Source organism: Streptomyces sp. SN-593 (genome assembly GCF_016756395.1).
Taxonomy (GTDB): domain Bacteria; phylum Actinomycetota; class Actinomycetes; order Streptomycetales; family Streptomycetaceae; genus Actinacidiphila; species Actinacidiphila reveromycinica.
On record NZ_AP018365.1, the window covers coordinates 5,260,855 to 5,276,864 of the forward strand.

14 protein-coding genes and 1 pseudogene are annotated in these 16,010 nt (G+C 74.9%); 10 read left to right on the plus strand and 5 right to left on the minus strand.

The window, feature by feature from the left end; translation table 11 throughout:
* Positions 1-42: 42 nt before the first annotated feature.
* Genes tsaB through RVR_RS22410 form a run of 4 tightly spaced genes read left to right on the plus strand, consistent with a single transcriptional unit; the run spans position 43 to position 2,785 of the window.
* Entirely contained in the window at positions 43-708 is a 666-nt protein-coding gene (tsaB, locus tag RVR_RS22395) for a tRNA (adenosine(37)-N6)-threonylcarbamoyltransferase complex dimerization subunit type 1 TsaB (RefSeq protein WP_202235556.1), read from the plus strand.
* A gap of 53 nt (positions 709-761) precedes the next feature.
* Complete coding sequence (locus tag RVR_RS22400; RefSeq protein ID WP_237405370.1) at positions 762-1,355, plus strand: GNAT family N-acetyltransferase; 594 nt, start codon at positions 762-764, stop codon at positions 1,353-1,355.
* A 15-nt stretch (positions 1,356-1,370) separates the two neighbouring features.
* Positions 1,371-2,528 carry a tRNA (adenosine(37)-N6)-threonylcarbamoyltransferase complex transferase subunit TsaD gene (tsaD, locus tag RVR_RS22405; protein ID WP_202235557.1) on the plus strand — a complete coding sequence of 386 codons (1,158 nt, stop codon included), beginning with the start codon at positions 1,371-1,373 and terminating at the stop codon, positions 2,526-2,528.
* Positions 2,525-2,785, plus strand: coding sequence for a hypothetical protein (locus RVR_RS22410; RefSeq protein ID WP_202235558.1), 261 nt, complete (start codon positions 2,525-2,527; stop codon positions 2,783-2,785). The genes tsaD and RVR_RS22410 overlap by 4 nt, the downstream gene beginning before the upstream one ends.
* Here the strand turns inward: RVR_RS22410 and RVR_RS22415 are convergent.
* Positions 2,775-3,968: a class I SAM-dependent methyltransferase gene (locus tag RVR_RS22415; RefSeq protein ID WP_237404897.1), complete on the minus strand. Its 1,194-nt coding sequence runs from the start codon at positions 3,966-3,968 to the stop codon at positions 2,775-2,777. The genes RVR_RS22410 and RVR_RS22415 overlap by 11 nt on opposite strands.
* Before the next feature lie 227 nt (positions 3,969-4,195).
* On the opposite strand from RVR_RS22415, the gene groES reads away from it, so the two are divergent.
* Both groES and groL read left to right on the plus strand, forming a co-directional pair.
* Positions 4,196-4,504, plus strand: coding sequence for a co-chaperone GroES (gene groES / locus RVR_RS22420; protein ID WP_033177833.1), 309 nt, complete (start codon positions 4,196-4,198; stop codon positions 4,502-4,504).
* A 131-nt stretch (positions 4,505-4,635) separates the two neighbouring features.
* Positions 4,636-6,258 (plus strand): chaperonin GroEL, encoded by a 1,623-nt coding sequence (groL, locus tag RVR_RS22425; RefSeq protein ID WP_202235560.1) that lies wholly within the window; start codon positions 4,636-4,638, stop codon positions 6,256-6,258.
* Between the two features lie 190 nt (positions 6,259-6,448).
* Here the strand turns inward: groL and RVR_RS22430 are convergent, their stop codons facing one another.
* The 3 genes from RVR_RS22430 to RVR_RS22440 all read right to left on the minus strand — a co-directional run bounded on the left by RVR_RS22430 (position 6,449) and on the right by RVR_RS22440 (position 8,921).
* Positions 6,449-7,237 carry an SDR family NAD(P)-dependent oxidoreductase gene (locus tag RVR_RS22430; RefSeq protein ID WP_202235561.1) on the minus strand — a complete coding sequence of 263 codons (789 nt, stop codon included), beginning with the start codon at positions 7,235-7,237 and terminating at the stop codon, positions 6,449-6,451.
* A gap of 233 nt (positions 7,238-7,470) precedes the next feature.
* A complete protein-coding gene (locus tag RVR_RS22435) occupies positions 7,471-8,118 on the minus strand; it encodes an MOSC domain-containing protein (protein WP_202235562.1) in 648 nt (215 codons plus the stop codon).
* A gap of 26 nt (positions 8,119-8,144) precedes the next feature.
* The gene (locus tag RVR_RS22440; RefSeq protein ID WP_202235563.1) at positions 8,145-8,921 is read right to left on the minus strand and encodes a GNAT family N-acetyltransferase; all 777 of its coding nucleotides are present in this window, start codon (positions 8,919-8,921) and stop codon (positions 8,145-8,147) included.
* 389 nt (positions 8,922-9,310) lie between these two features.
* On the opposite strand from RVR_RS22440, the gene RVR_RS22445 reads away from it, so the two are divergent.
* Positions 9,311-10,261 (plus strand): LysR family transcriptional regulator, encoded by a 951-nt coding sequence (locus RVR_RS22445; protein WP_202235566.1) that lies wholly within the window; start codon positions 9,311-9,313, stop codon positions 10,259-10,261.
* A gap of 318 nt (positions 10,262-10,579) precedes the next feature.
* On the opposite strand, the pseudogene RVR_RS22450 reads toward RVR_RS22445, so the two are convergent.
* Positions 10,580-10,870 (minus strand): annotated as a pseudogene (locus RVR_RS22450) (WhiB family transcriptional regulator); the annotation flags it as partial.
* A 514-nt stretch (positions 10,871-11,384) separates the two neighbouring features.
* Between RVR_RS22450 and RVR_RS22455 the strand changes: the two are divergent.
* From RVR_RS22455 to guaB, 3 genes are all read left to right on the plus strand, one after another.
* Positions 11,385-11,996 carry a response regulator transcription factor gene (locus tag RVR_RS22455; protein ID WP_003948568.1) on the plus strand — a complete coding sequence of 204 codons (612 nt, stop codon included), beginning with the start codon at positions 11,385-11,387 and terminating at the stop codon, positions 11,994-11,996.
* Positions 11,997-13,592: 1,596 nt separating this feature from the next.
* On the plus strand, positions 13,593-14,210 hold the full coding sequence (shbA, locus tag RVR_RS22460; RefSeq protein WP_237404898.1) for an RNA polymerase sigma factor ShbA: 618 nt from the start codon (positions 13,593-13,595) through the stop codon (positions 14,208-14,210).
* Between the two features lie 186 nt (positions 14,211-14,396).
* Positions 14,397-15,896, plus strand: coding sequence for an IMP dehydrogenase (gene guaB, locus RVR_RS22465; RefSeq protein ID WP_202235568.1), 1,500 nt, complete (start codon positions 14,397-14,399; stop codon positions 15,894-15,896).
* The last annotated feature ends 114 nt before the right edge of the window (positions 15,897-16,010 follow it).

The following is a 16,010-nucleotide window of genomic DNA, read 5'->3' on the forward strand; positions in this document are numbered from 1 at the left end:
CTGGCGCCCCGCCGCGCTCCCCGCGCGCCGTAGGCTGGGGGCGTGCTGCTGCTTGCCTTCGACACCGCCACGCCCGCCGTGACCGCCGCCCTGCACGACGGGGAGGAGGTGCTCGCCGAGTCCACCGTGATCGACGCGCGCAGGCACGGTGAGTTGCTGGTGCCCGCCGTCGACCGGGTGCTGGGCACCGCCGGCCGCGCGCTGGCCGACGTCACGGGCGTCGTGGTCGGCACCGGCCCGGGCCCGTACACCGGGCTGCGGGTCGGCCTGGTCACCGCCGCGTCGTTCGGCGACGCCCTCGGCGTTCCCGTGCACGGCGTCTGCACGCTGGACGGGCTGGCCTGGGCGGCCGGCGAGGCGGGGCTTGACGGACCGTTCACCGTGGCCACCGACGCCCGCCGCAAGGAGGTCTACTGGGCGCGGTACGACGGCCCGCTGCACCGTGTCGGGGAGCCCGCCGTGGACCGCCCGGCCGACATCGCCGCCGAGGTCGCCGGAATGCCCGCGGTCGGCGCGGGCGCCGCGCTCTACCCGGAGGTCTTCACCGACCGCCGGCCCGACCCGGCGCACCAGTCGGCCGGCGCGCTCGCCGCGCTCGCCGCCCGCCGGCTGGCCGCGGGCGAGACGTTCCCGCCCGCCCGGCCGCTGTACCTGCGCCGGCCCGACGCCCAGGTGCCGGCCGGCTACAAGGCGGTCCTGCCGAAGTGACCGAGCGCGTCGGCGCCGCCCCCGCCCCCGCGGGCGGCGTCATCCTGCGGGCCATGCGGTGGTGGGACCTGGACGCCGTGGTCGCCCTCGAACACGACCTCTTCCCCGAGGACGCGTGGTCGCGCGGCATGTTCTGGTCCGAACTGGCCGACGCCCGGCACCCGTCCGCCACCCGCACCTACGTCGTCGCCGAGCAGACCGAGCAGACCGAGCAGGGCGGGAAGGCCGAGCAGGGCGGGAAGGCCGGGCGGACCGCGTCTCCCGGAGGACCCGAAGGAGCAGGCCCGCCCGCCCCCGCCGGGGAGGGAACCGCCGCCCCGCGGATCGTCGGCTACGCCGGCTTCGCCGCCGTCGCCGGCACCGGCGACGTCCAGACCATCGCCACCGCCCGCGACCAGTGGGGCAGCGGCCTCGGCGGCCGCCTGCTCACCGAACTGCTGCGGGCCGCCACCGCCGCCGAGTGCCACGAGGTGCTGCTGGAGGTGCGGGTGGACAACCCCCGTGCCCAGCGGCTCTACCAGCGCTTCGGCTTCGAGCCGATCGGCGTGCGCCGCGGCTACTACCAGCCCGGCAACGTGGACGCGCTCGTGATGCGGCTGGCCGACCCCGCGCAGACCGTCGCGGCCGACCTTCGTCGAGGAATCTGAGGATCTGAGGAACTGATGGCTGACGAACCCCTGGTCCTGGGTATCGAGACCTCCTGCGACGAGACCGGCGTCGGCATCGTCCGCGGCCACACCCTGCTCGCCGACGCCGTCGCCTCCAGCGTGGACGAGCACGCCCGCTACGGCGGCGTGGTGCCCGAGGTCGCCAGCCGCGCGCACCTGGAGGCCATGGTCCCGACCATCCAGCGCGCCCTGAAGGACGCCGGGGTCAGTGCCCGCGACCTGGACGGCATCGCCGTCACCGCCGGCCCGGGGCTGGCGGGCGCGCTGCTGGTCGGCGTCTCGGCCGCCAAGGCGTACGCCTACGCGCTCGGCAAGCCGCTGTACGGCGTCAACCACCTGGCCTCGCACATCTGCGTCGACCAGCTCGAACACGGCGCGCTGCCCGAGCCGACGATGGCCCTGCTGGTCTCCGGCGGCCACTCCTCGCTGCTGCTCGCCCCCGACATCACCGGCGACGTCCGCCCGCTCGGCGCGACCATCGACGACGCGGCCGGCGAGGCGTTCGACAAGGTCGCCCGGGTGCTCGGCCTCGGCTTCCCCGGCGGCCCGGTGATCGACCGCCGCGCCCGCGAGGGCGACCCCTCGGCGATCGCCTTCCCGCGCGGCCTGACCGGGGGGCGCGACCCGCTCTACGACTTCTCCTTCTCCGGCCTGAAGACCGCCGTGGCCCGCTGGGTCGAGGCGCGCCGCAGGGACGGCCAGGACGTGCCGGTCGCCGACGTGGCGGCGTCCTTCCAGGAGGCCGTGGTCGACGTGCTGACCCGCAAGGCCGTCCGCGCCTGCAAGGACCACGGCGTCGACCACCTGATGATCGGCGGGGGAGTGGCCGCCAACTCCCGGCTGCGCGCGCTCGCCCAACAGCGCTGCGAGGACGCGGGCATCCTGCTGCGGGTGCCGCGCCCCGGGCTGTGCACGGACAACGGCGCGATGGTCGCCGCGCTCGGCGCCGAGATGGTCGCCCGCGGCCGCGCGGCCTCCACGCTCGACCTGCCCGCCGACTCCTCGCTGCCGGTCACCGAGGTCTCGGTCCCCGGCCACACCCACGACGCGGACGCCCCCCACGGCCACGCCGGCGGCAGCGGCCACGGCCCCGCGCACACCCATGACCACGACCACGTGCACGAGTTGAGCAAGGACAACCTCTACGGATGACCGTCACGCTGATGTGGGAGGCGGCCGCGGCCGACGACCGCGGCGCCGAGCTCCTGGACTGGGCCCGGCGGCAGGAACTGTCCGACACGCCCCAGCGGGTGGAGTACCTGACCGCGCCCGGTGACCGGGTGCTCGTCATCAGCTGGTGGGACGCGCCCTACGGCGCCGAGCTGCCCGAACTGCCCGATCCGCCGCCGGAACTGGTCCGCCGCCAGGTGCACCGCTGGCGGTTCGTCTCGGTCGCGGTCACGCCCTGATCCGGCCGTCCCACGCCGCCGGCCCGCCCACGAGCATGGCCGGCGCGCCCGCCGTCCGGGTCAGGAACACCGTCGCCTCGTGCGGCCCCTGCGGCCGTACCCGGCGCCTCAACTCCTCCGGCTCCATGGCGAATCCGCGCTTCTTCACCGTCAGCCGGCCCACCCCGCGCTCACGCAGCAGCGCCTTGAGCCGCTTGAGGTTGAACGGCAGCGCGTCCCGGATCTCGTACGCCGCCGCGTACGGCGTCGGGTGCGGCACGTCGCCGGTGACGTACGCGATGGTCGGGTCGATCAGCCCGCCGCCGACCTCCTCGGCGACCAGGGCGACCAGGTGCGCGCGGATGACCGCGCCGTCCGGCTCGTACAGGTACCGGCCGACCGGGCGCACCCGCGGGGCCGGCGGCGGGCCGGGCGCGGCGAGGCCCGCCCCGCCCGGCAGCAGGGTGGCGCGCACCGTGCCGGGCCCGGTGCCGAACCACAGCGCGGCCTCCTTCACCTCGCCCCGGTCCGAGACCCACTCCGCCTCGGCGTCCCCGGGCACCGCCTCGTGCGGCACCCCCGGCGCGACCTTCACCGCCGCGTACGGCACCGCGCGCGCCGCGTCCAGCGCCCAGGACAGCGGCGGGGAGTACGCCTCCGGGTCGAACGTGCGGCCCCGGCCGGAGCGGCGCGCCGGGTCCACGAACACCGCGTCGTACCCGGCGGTGTCCACGTCGGCGACGTCCGCGCAGCGCACCTCGATCCGGTCGGCCAGGCCCAGCGCCCGCGCGTTGGCCCGCGCCACCGCGCAGGTCAGCGGGTCGCGGTCCACCGCCAGCACCTCGATGCCCGCGCGGGCCAGCGCGACCGCGTCGCCCCCGACGCCGCCGCACAGGTCGGCCAGCCGCCGCACGCCCAGCGCCCGGAACCGCTCCGCCCGGTGCGCGGCGACCGCGGCTCGGGTCGCCTGCTCGACACCGTTCGGCGTGAAGTACATCCGCGCCGCGTCCTCGGCCGCGAACTTCGCCGCGGCGCGCTGCCGCAGCCGGCTCTGCCCGAGGGCCGCGGAGACCAGTTCCGGCGGGTGGGCCCGCCGCAGCCGGGTGGCCGCGGCCAGCTCGTCCGCCGGGTCGTGGTCGCGCAACTCGCGCAGCAGCTCCTGCCCTTCGCCGGTCAGCAGGGCATCGAATTCCTCGGGGTTCACGCCTCCATTGTCCGCGCCCCGGCGCCGGGCGCGGACCCGTTCGTGCGGCTCTGCTGGCACTCCGCTTGACCGAGTGCTAAGCGCGTCCTAGTCTCGGTTCTGGCACTCGGCCCCGCTGAGTGCCAGAACTCAGCGACGGGCAGGTCCGGCACCCGCGACGACGGGCCTACCAGGTCGCCGACCCAGACAGACACTCCCGTGAGCCCTTTGAAGGGGGAGGTCGGATCGTGACGACCGCCAGCACCAAGGTTGCCATCAAGCCGCTTGAGGACCGCATCGTGGTCCAGCCGCTCGACGCCGAGCAGACCACGGCCTCGGGCCTGGTCATTCCGGACACCGCCAAGGAGAAGCCCCAGGAGGGCGTCGTCCTGGCCGTGGGCCCGGGCCGCTTCGAGGACGGCAACCGCCTGCCGCTCGACGTCGCCGTCGGCGACGTCGTGCTCTACAGCAAGTACGGCGGCACCGAGGTGAAGTACAACGGCGAGGAGTACCTCGTCCTCTCGGCCCGCGACGTTCTCGCGATCATCGAGAAGTAATCTTCCGGCCCACCACAGCCGTGATCCCGCCCCGGGACTCCGCGCCCTCTTCCGGCCGGGGCCGGGGCGGTTTCGTTGACCGTCCTCACTGACTGACGACGACATACGAGTAGACGAGGTAGTTCGCAGGCATGGCCAAGATCCTGAAGTTCGACGAGGACGCCCGTCGCGCCCTTGAGCGCGGCGTCAACAAGCTCGCCGACACCGTGAAGGTGACCATCGGCCCCAAGGGCCGCAACGTCGTCATCGACAAGAAGTTCGGCGCCCCGACCATCACCAACGACGGCGTGACCATCGCCCGCGAGGTGGAGATCGAGGACCCCTACGAGAACCTGGGCGCCCAGCTCGTCAAGGAGGTGGCGACCAAGACCAACGACATCGCGGGTGACGGCACCACCACCGCGACCGTGCTCGCGCAGGCGCTGGTCCGCGAGGGTCTGCGCAACGTCGCCGCCGGCGCCTCCCCCGCCGCCCTGAAGAAGGGCATCGACGCGGCCGTCAAGGCGGTCTCCGACGACCTGATCGCCACCGCCCGCGCGATCGAGGGCAAGGAGGACATCGCCGCCGTCGCCGCGCTGTCCGCCCAGGACAAGCAGGTCGGCGACCTGATCGCCGAGGCGATGGACAAGGTCGGCAAGGACGGCGTCATCACCGTCGAGGAGTCCAACACCTTCGGCCTGGAGCTGGACTTCACCGAGGGCATGGCCTTCGACAAGGGCTACCTGTCGCCCTACTTCGTCACCGACCAGGAGCGGATGGAGGCCGTCCTCGACGACCCGTACATCCTCATCCACCAGGGCAAGATCGCCTCGATCCAGGACCTGCTGCCGCTGCTGGAGAAGGTCATCCAGGCCAACTCCTCCAAGCCGCTGCTGATCATCGCCGAGGACGTCGAGGGCGAGGCCCTGTCCACCCTCGTGGTCAACAAGATCCGCGGCACCTTCAACGCGGTCGCGGTCAAGGCCCCGGGCTTCGGTGACCGCCGCAAGGCCATGCTGGGCGACATCGCCACGCTGACCGGCGCCACCGTCATCGCCGAGGAGGTCGGCCTCAAGCTCGACCAGGCCGGTCTGGACCTGCTGGGCAGCGCCCGCCGGGTCACCGTCACCAAGGACGAGACCACCATCGTCGACGGCGCCGGCGACAAGGCCGAGATCGAGGGCCGGGTCGGCCAGATCAAGGCCGAGATCTCCTCGACCGACTCCGACTGGGACCGCGAGAAGCTCCAGGAGCGCCTGGCGAAGCTGGCCGGCGGCGTCTGCGTGATCAAGGTCGGCGCGGCCACCGAGGTCGAGCTGAAGGAGAAGAAGCACCGCCTGGAGGACGCGATCTCCGCGACCCGCGCGGCCGTCGAGGAGGGCATCGTCTCCGGCGGTGGCTCCGCGCTCGTGCACGCGGTCAAGGTGCTCGGCGACAACCTCGGCAAGTCCGGCGACGAGGCGACCGGTGTCGCCGTCGTGCGCCGCGCCGCGGTCGAGCCGCTGCGCTGGATCGCCGAGAACGCCGGCCTGGAGGGCTACGTCATCACCTCCAAGGTCGCCGAGCTCGACAAGGGCCACGGCTTCAACGCCGCCACCGGCGAGTACGGCGACCTGGTCAAGGCCGGCGTCATCGACCCGGTGAAGGTCACCCGCTCCGCCCTGGAGAACGCGGCGTCGATCGCGTCCCTGCTGCTCACGACCGAGACCCTGGTCGTCGAGAAGAAGGAAGAGGAGCCGGAGGCCGCTGCCGCCGGTCACGGCCACAGCCACTGACGCGCTCCCGCGCCACAGGCCCCTCCGCGGCCTTGAGGGCCCGCCACCTCGTGCACCGAGGTGGCGGGCCCCGGTCGTTCGCGGGTACGGGGCGAAGGGCCGGTGGAAGCGGGGTGCGTCCGCCGGCGCGCGGGGGGAGCGGGGGAGCGGGCACGTGTCCGACGGTGCACGGGCCCGGTGGCCCGCGCCCCTACTTCCGGGCGCCGCGCAGCTTCGGGTCGTAGCGGCCGGTCCGGCCGGCCGCGGCGCTGAAGAGCGTCGGGGGCACGTGGCGGGCGAGCGAGACCGCCACCTTGTAGCGGGCGGACGGGACGCTGACGACACGGCCCCTGGCCAGGTCGCGCAGCGCGGCGGCGACGACCGCGTCCGCGTCGAGCCAGGCCCACGACGGCAGCCCGGAGGCGTCCATGCCCGCCCGCGCGTGGAACTCGGTGCGCACGAAACCCGGGCACAGGGCGAGGAAGCGCACCCCCGAGCCGCGCAGTTCGTGCGCGATCCCCTCGGTGAACCGCACCGCCCACGCCTTGCTCGCCGCGTAGGTGCCGCGCGGCATGTAGGCGGCGACCGAGGAGACGTTCACCACGAAGCCGTGCCGCCGCTCCCGCATGCCCTCCACCGCGGCCGTGGTCAGCCGCAGCACCGCCTCGCAGTGCACCTTGAGCATCCGCACCTCGTCCTCGATCGGCGCGTCGAGGAAGGCGCCGCGGTTGCCGAACCCGGCGTTGTTCACCAGCACGTCCACCGGCCGGGCCGGCTCGCGCAGCCGCGCCTCGACCGCCGCGATCCCGGCGTCCGCCGCGAGGTCCGCGGCGAGCACCTCCACCTCGACGCCGTACCGCTCGCGCAGGTCCGCCGCGGACCGGGCGAGCCGCTCGGCGTCCCGCGCGACCAGCACCAGGCCGTGTCCGTCGGCGGCGAGCCGGCGGGCGAAGGCCGCGCCGAGTCCCGCGGTCGCCCCGGTCACCAGAGAAGTCGTCATGCCGCCAGCCTAGGGTCTGTCCGGCCGATCCTGCCGGGATCGCGGCGCCCGGCACCGCACCGCCCCCGCGGTGCCGAAGCCTCCACGGGCGACCCGGTACGCGGATGCTTCTCCGCCTTGCGATGCACGGCGCCGGACGCCGCGAGCCCGACCGGCACGATCCGCCGGACAGCCCCTGGGAGCGACCGGGCGCCGACGACGCGGTGCCCCGACCGCGCACCGCGGCGCGCCGGTCAGCGGGACAGGCGGCGACGGATCGCGGCACGGTCCTCGGCGGGGAACGCGGGCAACTCGACCAGCAGCGGCAGCAGCCCGGGTTCGGTGGTCACCGCGCGGAAGGACAGCGCGACCGTCACCTCGTGGTCGGGCCGGTCCACCACCCGCACCGCGTCGCCCGCGCTCACCTCTCCCGGCTCGACCACCCGCAGGTACGGTCCCGGCAGCGCGGCCGCCACGAACCGCCGCGTCCACCCGGCCTCCGCCAGCCAGCCGGCGAAGGTCGCGCACGGGATGCGCGGGCAGGACACCTCCAGCAGCGCCGAGCCGATCCGCCACCGCTCGCCGATCAGCGCGGAGTTGACGTCGATCCCGGACGTGGTCAGGTTCTCCCCGAAGGAGCCGTTGGGCAGCCGGCGGCCCAACTCCTCCTGCCAGCCGTCCAGGTCCTCCCGGGCGTACGCGTAGACGGCCTGGTCGCTGCCGCCGTGGTGCTCCACGTCGTACGCCCGGTCGCCCGCCAGCCCGACCGCGCCGGTCCCCTTCGGACCCGGCGCCGTCACGGCCACCGGCCCGGCGACCGGCCACTTGTCGATGCCGGTCGCCGGCAGCCGCTTCCACGGGTTCGGCCGCGGCCGCCCGATGTTGACGGTCAGTACCTTCACGCCCCTCACCCGTCCGCCGCTCCTCGTCAGCCCGCCGCGCGGACGTACGGCGTGGTGGTCGCCAGCGCGGCGAAGCCCAGCCGCTCCAGGATCGGCCGGCTCTGGTCGGAGGCGTCCACCTGGAGGTACCGGCAGCCGCGCGCGGCGGCCACGCGGGCGCGGTGCGACACCAGCGCCCGGTAGACGCCCCGGCCGCGCCATTCCTCCACGGTGCCGCCGCCCCACAGGCTCGCGAACCGCGTGCCCGGGTGGAACTCCATCCGCGCGGCGCACACCGCCCGGTCGCCCGCCATCGCCACGGTCATCGCGACGTCGGGGTCGCCGACGTGCGCCAGCAGCCGCTCCCGCAGCCGGGCGGAGTCCCTGCCGAACGCCTGCTCGTGCACGTCGGCGACCAGGTCGACGCCGGCCGCGTCGGTCACCTGCACCAGCCGCACGCCCTGCGGCGCTGGGGTGTCCTGCGGCAGGTCGGCGATCTCCGCGACCATCAGGGTCTCCGCGGGCTCGGCCACGAAGCCGGCGCCCGCGAGGCGCTCCGGGAGGTCCGCGGGGAGGTCGTACGAGTACAGCTTCCACTCGAACTCGCGGCCCGCGCCCGCGTCGGAGCGCAGCCACGCGAGCTGCGCGGCGATCGCCCGGTCGGCCTCGGCGGCGCCCTCCGCCGCGAACCCCGACCACACCACCCCGGCCCACCCGGCCGGCCCCTCGCCCTCCACCAGCCGCACGACCCCCTCCGGGGCCACCGGCCCCGCACCCCGCCTCATCTGCGCGTCGAACGTCTCCCGCACCTGCCCGATGTCCATCCCGGCACTCTAGGCCGCCCCCTCCCCCCGTTCCGCCCATTTTTCCGCCGGGAGTACCCGTGCCTTTCGAGGGGCGCGGGGAACGGCGCGCCCAGCCCGACCGGACCGCAAGGTCCCTCAACCGACAGAACCCCCCACCTCGGGGGAGGGGTTCGCCGGAACCACCGGCGCTGTCCGAGGGGCGCGGGGAACTGCGCGCCCAGCCCGATCGGACCGCAAGGTCCCTCAACTGACAGAGCCCTCCGCCTCGGGGGAGGGGTTCGCCGGAACCACCGGCGCTGTCCGAGGGGCGCGGGGAACGGCGCGCCCAGCCCGACCGCACCGTAAGGTCCCGCAACCGACAGAACCCCCCACCCCGGGGGGACCCGCCCACCCCTATCGTGGGAGCCGTGATCGAGGCACGCCACCTGCGGGTCCTGCGCGCGGTGGCGCGCACCGGCTCCTTCTCCGCCGCCGCCCGCGAACTGGGCTGCACCCAGCCCGCCGTGAGCCAGCAGATGAAGGCGCTGGAGGGCGCGGCGGGCACCCCCCTGCTGGTCCGCGGCGCCCGCGAGATGCGGCTGACGGAGGCCGGCGACGCGCTCGTCCGGCACGCCGCCGGCATCCTCGCCGGGCTGACCGCCGCCGAGGAGGAGGTCGCGGCGATCGCGGGTCTGCGGGCCGGACGGGTCCGGCTCGCCTCCTTCCCCTCGGGAAGCTCCACCCTCGTGCCGGCCGCCGTCGCCGCCCTGCGCGCCCGCCATCCGGACACCCGCGTCTCGCTGGTCGAGGCGGAACCGCCCACGTCGGTGGAGATGCTGCGGGCCGGCGACTGCGACATCACGCTCGCGTTCCGCTACGTGGACCTGCCGACGCCCGCCGAGGAGTCCTGGTCCGACCTGGTGGTGCGCCCCCTGTCCACGGACCGGCTGGTCGGCCTGGTCCCGCGGGACCACCGGCTGGCAGCGGCGTCGGCCGCGGACGCCGCCGTCCCGCACGGCTCACCGGCGACGGCGCCGCCCGTGCCGTACGCGGAGCTGGCCGCCGAGCAGTGGATCGCCGGGTGCCCGCGCTGCCGCCGACACCTGGTCGAGGTCTGCGAGCGGGCCGGCTTCACCCCCCGGATCGACTTCGCCACCGACGACTCCCCGGCGGTGGTCGGCCTGGTCGCCGCCGGTCTGGGCGTCGCGGTGCTCCCCGAACTCGCGTTGGCGGCGGTGCGGACCGACGGCGTGGCGGTCCTGGACATGGCGCCCGCGGTGGAGCGCGAGGTCGTGGCGCTCACCCTCCCCGACCTCGCCCGCGTCCCCGCGGTGGACATGATGCTCACCCGGCTGAGCCGGGCGGCGGTGCGTTCGTGAGCCGCCGGTGAGCCGGCCCCTGCGGGCACAGGGTCCGAGGCGCCCCCGCCGACGCCCTGTGAAGAATCGATTCTTCGGTACGGTCGCGCGGTCCCGCGGTCAGTAGATGTGCAGCGGCTCGCCGTCCCGGTCGGGATCCATGTCCAGGTCGGGCTCGCCGTCGTACGGGTCGTAGTCGTCGTGGCGGCCGTGCGGGTCCCCGTCGGCGTCCGCCACGGCCTCGTCGGCCTCGGCGTCCTCCACGTCGGCGTACCGCTCGTACCGCCTGCGCTCGCGGTCCCGCTCGCGTTCGCGCTCCCGCTCGTCGTCGTCGCGGTCGGGGGCGGCGCGGTGGCGGGAGCGGCCCATCATGGCCTCGCGCTCGTCCTCGGTGAGGCCGCCCCACACGCCGTACGGCTCGCGCACGGCCAGCGCGTGGGTGGCGCACTCCGCGCGGACCGGGCAGCGCATGCACACCTCCTTGGCGGCGGCCTCGCGCGCGCTGCGGGCGGCGCCGCGCTCACCCTCGGGGTGGAAGAACAGCGAGCTGTCGACGCCGCGGCAGGCGGCGACAAGCTGCCAGTCCCATAGGTCCGCGTTGGGGCCGGGAAGGCGGGAGAAGTCTGCCATTGCTCATCCCCTCGAAACGTGGGTGACGGCCTGGGAGGCCGGCTTCGCTCAGCCGTACGTCCGACCGTACATCTACTGTCGTAGTAGATGTAAATATGACTCATCGCCAATCTAGCGACGATTACCCCACGCACCAGAAAAGAGCCGCCAAACAGTGCAAAATCCTTCATAGGACCCGTTTGGCATAATTCGCCGCCCCGGATGCTGGGCCGCGCGAGTGGTGCTCCGCCCCTCGCGCGGATGAATCAGGCCGCCCGCCGCCTCGGAAAACACGGCCGCCTCGCCCATCTGACCTGCGACATGGTCGATTCGTACACGCGTGATCACGTAGAGTGCACACGACCGTGATCCGACGTCGTAACTCTTTCGGGTGAGGGTCGTTGAGTGTGGCGGAAGCGGTTGGCGGGATCACATGATTCGGGCACATGCCCGAGCCGTCAGCCCCAACGGTGAAGATTCGTACTTCGTACAGCCTGGAGGCACAAGTGACGCGGTTCAGCTGCGGGGGGCGGTCATGACTTCCGTCCTCGTCTGCGACGACTCCCCGCTCGCCCGAGAGGCCCTGCGCCGCGCGGTGGCCACCGTGCCCGGCGTCGAGCGCGTGACCACCGCGGCCAACGGCGAGGAAGTCCTCCGCCGCTGGGGTGCCGACCGCTCGGACCTCATCCTGATGGATGTCCGCATGCCCGGTCTCGGCGGCGTGGAGACGGTACGGCGGCTGCTGTCCGCCGACCCCGGCGCCCGCATCATCATGCTCACCGTCGCCGAGGACCTCGACGGGGTGGCGCTCGCCGTGGCGGCCGGCGCGCGCGGCTACCTGCACAAGGACGCCTCGCGCGCCGAGCTGCGGGCCACCGTGACGCAGGCGCTCGCCGACCCGACCTGGCGGCTCGCCCCGCGCCGGCTGCGCTCGGCCGAGATGGGCGCTGCGCCCACCCTGACCGCCCGGGAGATCCAGGTGCTCGAAGGGATGAGCCACGGCCGCTCCAACGCGGAGATCGGCCGGGAGCTCTTCCTGTCCGAGGACACCGTCAAGACGCACGCCCGGCGGCTGTTCAAGAAGCTCGGTGCCTCCGACCGCGCCCACGCGGTGGCGCTCGGGTTCCGCTGGGGCCTGGTCCGCTAGGGCCTGTCCGGCGGATCCTGCCGGGCTCGCGGCGCGCGGGCCCGGCCCGTGGCGGCCCGGCTCCGCACCGGGCCTGCGGAACGGGCCAGCGCACCGGGCCGCCGCCATGCCGCGCACGGACCGGTCGGTGACGCGGCGAGGCGGGGCCCGCGGGACGGGCCCCGGGCATCGGGCCGGTGTCGGGGTACGCCTCGTCTCCGGTCCGGTCCGTGGGCGCTCCTGCGGCCGCGGTGCGGACCGTGGGGCGTTCCCTCGGCTGCGCCGGAGGACCTTCGCCAGGTGAAACGCGGTGGAGGTCCCTCGGACCGCGTCTTGGACCGTGCCCCGGGCCCCGCGCTGCGGGCCGGCAACGGTCGGCGCGCCGCGCCCGGCCCGGCTGGCGTGGAGCCGCGCCGCGGGCCGTCGTGCCGGTCGGCGGCCGGTGAGCCGGTGCGGGGCGCGGTCCCGGGGCGATGTCGCGTCGGCCGGCGGTGATCGGGGTCCTCGTCCGGCCGGACCCGCCGTGGTACGGGTCGATCACGCCCTGCTCGGCGTCCGCCCCGATCGGGCAGCCGCCCAGGAAGGGCGCGGCCGTCCCGTCCCGGCGTATCCGGCCGGAGGCGGGGGCTCCGGGCGGGCGGGGCTCCGGGCGGATGCGGGACGCCGTACGGCCGTCGCCGGGATGAGCCCCAACCTCCCCCCACAGGTGGGGAGGCCCGGCAACCGCTGCGGGCCCACCCGCACTCAGCCATCCCGTCCGGTCCACAGGGGTGAACGTCGGTTGCGGGGCACGTGCCGCGCGACGCCGCGGCCACCCTCCGGGCCGCGGGCCACGGTTCGCGGCCACGGGCCCCGGTCACGGTTCGCGGCCGACGGCCCGGAGGCGGCTGGCGGCGCGGGTCGGCGCCTCCTCGGACCGCCCCGCTCCGGCTTCGCCCGGGCCACGGGTCGCGGGCCGTGGGCCGTGGGTCGCGGAACGGTGTTCTTCCGTGCGGCCCCGCCCCGCCCCGCCCCGGACCCCGACGCGCGGGTCGCGGGTCGCGGGTCGCCGGACGGCCGGTGGCGCGCCGCGGGACGGCGGTTCCCCGGGCGGGGCCCGCCCCCCGGCGATGATGGCGAACTCCCCTGGAAAACCCGCGGGAAGGCCGGGAGGCCGCCGGCGGGTCCACGGTTTCCCGGGGGAGGACGCATGCTTGACGTATGGACTTCCTCGGGGATCGGTGGGGGCCGGGTATGGCGGAGATGACAGCGGCGGGCGCACGGGCGCGGTCGTCCGCGTCCGTACCCGGTACGAACGGCGGGCGGGACGCCGCGCGGAGCGCGCCGTCCGGCGCGGGCTCCGCGTCCGCGACCGCCCAGGCGGCGCCGGTCGCCGGGCCGGACGCGCGGGCGTCCGCCGCGGCGCGCGGCACCTCGTCCGCGGTGCGCTCGGCCGCACCGGCCGGTGCGGGCGCCCCAACAGGGCCCGCAACCAGGCCGGATACCGGTGTCGGCGCCGCCCACGGCGCCGGGTCGGCCGGGCCGTCGGACACCGGGAGCGGGGGACCGCATAACGCTTCGGTGCAGAAGTCCGGACGCGATGCGGCGAATCGTCCGGCGGCGAGGCACCATGGGTGGATGCCTGACGACGAGCCCCCGGCCATCGGTGCCCTCGTTCGTCGCGCTGTCGACGGGGACCAGCGGGCCACGCACGACCTGCTCGCCGCCGTCCACCCCCTCGCCGAGCGCTACTGCCGCACGAGGCTGTCCCGGTTGCCCGGCGACGCCCGGCACTTCGTGGACGACCTCGCCCAGGAGGTGTGCCTCGCGGTGCTGTGCGCGCTGCCGCGCTACCGCGACCTGGGCCGGCCGTTCGAGGCGTTCGTGGTGTCGATCGCCTCGCACAAGATCGCCGACCTCCAGCGGGCCGCGATGCGCGGGCCCGGCGCCGCGGTGCCGTCCGACGAGATGCCGGAGAAGCCGGACGACTCGCTCGGGCCCGAGGAGCGCGCGCTGCTGAACAGCGACGCCGCCTGGGCCCGCAAGCTGCTCGCCCGGCTCCCCGACCACCTGCGCGAGCTGGTGCTGCTGCGGGTCGCGGTGGGCCTGAGCGCGGAGGAGACCGGACGGGTGCTGGGCATGTCGCCCGGCGCCGTACGCGTCGCCCAGCACCGCGCGCTCAGCCGGCTGCGGGCGATCGCGGAGGAGTCCGGCGCGGTGTCGGAGGAGCAGGACGCGCCGGGCCTGAGCGCCTGACCGTCTCCGGGCGACCCGGCGACGGGGTGCTCGGCGGCCGGGCCGCCCGGGTGCCCGGCGACCGTTCACCGGCCGGGCGGAGGGTGGCGAACCCGACAGACCGGACGGCTCCGGGCGGTCGGGGGAATAGCGGCGCAGCCACTACCATTGGACAACTCGCCGGGCAAGACCATTCGGGAAGGTGTCATGTCGCTGAACGCCGACGGAGTAGCCGAGAAGTTCGCCACGCTCGGACTGACCTACGACGATGTGCTGCTGCTCCCCGGAGCCTCCTCGGTGCTGCCCAACCAGGTGGACACCTCCTCGCTCATCTCGCGGAACGTCCGGGTCAACATCCCGCTGCTCTCCGCGGCCATGGACAAGGTCACCGAGGCGCGGATGGCGATCGCGATGGCCCGCCAGGGCGGCGTCGGCGTGCTGCACCGCAACCTCTCGATCGAGGACCAGGTCAGCCAGGTCGACCTGGTCAAGCGCTCCGAGTCCGGCATGGTCAGCGACCCGATCACGGTCCGGCCGGAGGCCACCCTCGGCGAGGCCGACGCGCTGTGCGCCCGGTTCCGGATCAGCGGCGTGCCGGTCACCGACGAGGCGGGCCGGCTGCTCGGCATCGTCACCAACCGCGACATGGCCTTCGAGTCCGACCGCAGCCGCGAGGTCCGCGAGGTCATGACCCCGATGCCGCTGGTCACCGGCACGGTCGGCATCTCCGGCACCGACGCGATGGCGCTGCTGCGCCGGCACAAGATCGAGAAGCTGCCGCTGGTCGACGAGGACGGCAGGCTCCAGGGCCTGATCACCGTCAAGGACTTCGTCAAGGCCGAGCAGTACCCGCACGCCGCCAAGGACTCCGACGGCCGGCTGCTGGTCGGCGCGGCCGTGGGCGCGAGCCCCGAGGCGCTGGACCGGGCCCAGGCGCTCGCCGCCGCCGGCGTGGACTTCCTGGTGGTCGACACCTCCCACGGCCACAACAGCAACGCGCTGGACTGGATGGCCAAGATCAAGTCCAGCGTCCAGGTCGACGTGGTCGGCGGCAACATCGCCACCCGCGACGGCGCCAAGGCGCTGCTGGACGCGGGCGTGGACGGCGTCAAGGTCGGTGTCGGCCCCGGCTCCATCTGCACCACCCGGGTGGTCGCCGGCATCGGCGTCCCCCAGGTCACCGCGATCTACGAGGCCGCGCAGGTCTGCATCGAGGCCGGGGTGCCGGTCATCGGCGACGGCGGCCTCCAGTACAGCGGCGACATCGGCAAGGCACTGGCCGCGGGCGCGAGCAGCGTCATGCTCGGCAGCCTGCTGGCCGGGTGCGAGGAGTCCCCCGGGGAGCTGCTGTTCATCAACGGCAAGCAGTTCAAGTCCTACCGCGGGATGGGCTCGCTCGGCGCGATGCAGTCGCGCGGGCAGGGCCGGTCGTACTCCAAGGACCGCTACTTCCAGGCCGAGGTCTCCTCCGACGACAAGCTGGTCCCCGAGGGTGTCGAGGGGCAGGTCGCCTACCGCGGCCCGCTGTCGGCGGTCCTGCACCAGTTGGTCGGCGGGCTGCGCCAGACCATGGGCTACGTGGGCGCGGAGAGCATCGCGGAGATGGAGTCGAAGGGCCGGTTCGTGCGGATCACCGCCGCCGGGCTCAAGGAGTCCCACCCGCACGACATCCAGATGACCGTCGAGGCCCCCAACTACCACGGGTGATCCACCGTGCGGCCCCCCGGCGGCACCGCCCGGGGGCGCCGGGACCCCGCCGTGGCCGGTCGCGTCGTACGCCGCGCCCCTCGGCGGGCGCCGCCCGCCGCGTGCTTGCCCCGG

Bases quoted from the DNA above. Each gene is read 5' to 3' on its own strand.
- groL (WP_202235560.1), top strand. From the start codon at position 4,636: ATGGCCAAGATCCTGAAGTTCGACGAGGACGCCCGTCGCGCCCTTGAG.
- RVR_RS22440 (WP_202235563.1), bottom strand. From the start codon at position 8,921: ATGGACATCGGGCAGGTGCGGGAGACGTTCGACGCGCAGATGAGGCGG.
- shbA (WP_237404898.1), top strand. From the start codon at position 13,593: ATGCCTGACGACGAGCCCCCGGCCATCGGTGCCCTCGTTCGTCGCGCT.
- RVR_RS22430 (WP_202235561.1), bottom strand. From the start codon at position 7,237: ATGACGACTTCTCTGGTGACCGGGGCGACCGCGGGACTCGGCGCGGCC.
- tsaD (WP_202235557.1), top strand. From the start codon at position 1,371: ATGGCTGACGAACCCCTGGTCCTGGGTATCGAGACCTCCTGCGACGAG.
- guaB (WP_202235568.1), top strand. From the start codon at position 14,397: ATGTCGCTGAACGCCGACGGAGTAGCCGAGAAGTTCGCCACGCTCGGA.
- RVR_RS22410 (WP_202235558.1), top strand. From the start codon at position 2,525: ATGACCGTCACGCTGATGTGGGAGGCGGCCGCGGCCGACGACCGCGGC.
- RVR_RS22455 (WP_003948568.1), top strand. From the start codon at position 11,385: ATGACTTCCGTCCTCGTCTGCGACGACTCCCCGCTCGCCCGAGAGGCC.
- RVR_RS22400 (WP_237405370.1), top strand. From the start codon at position 762: ATGCGGTGGTGGGACCTGGACGCCGTGGTCGCCCTCGAACACGACCTC.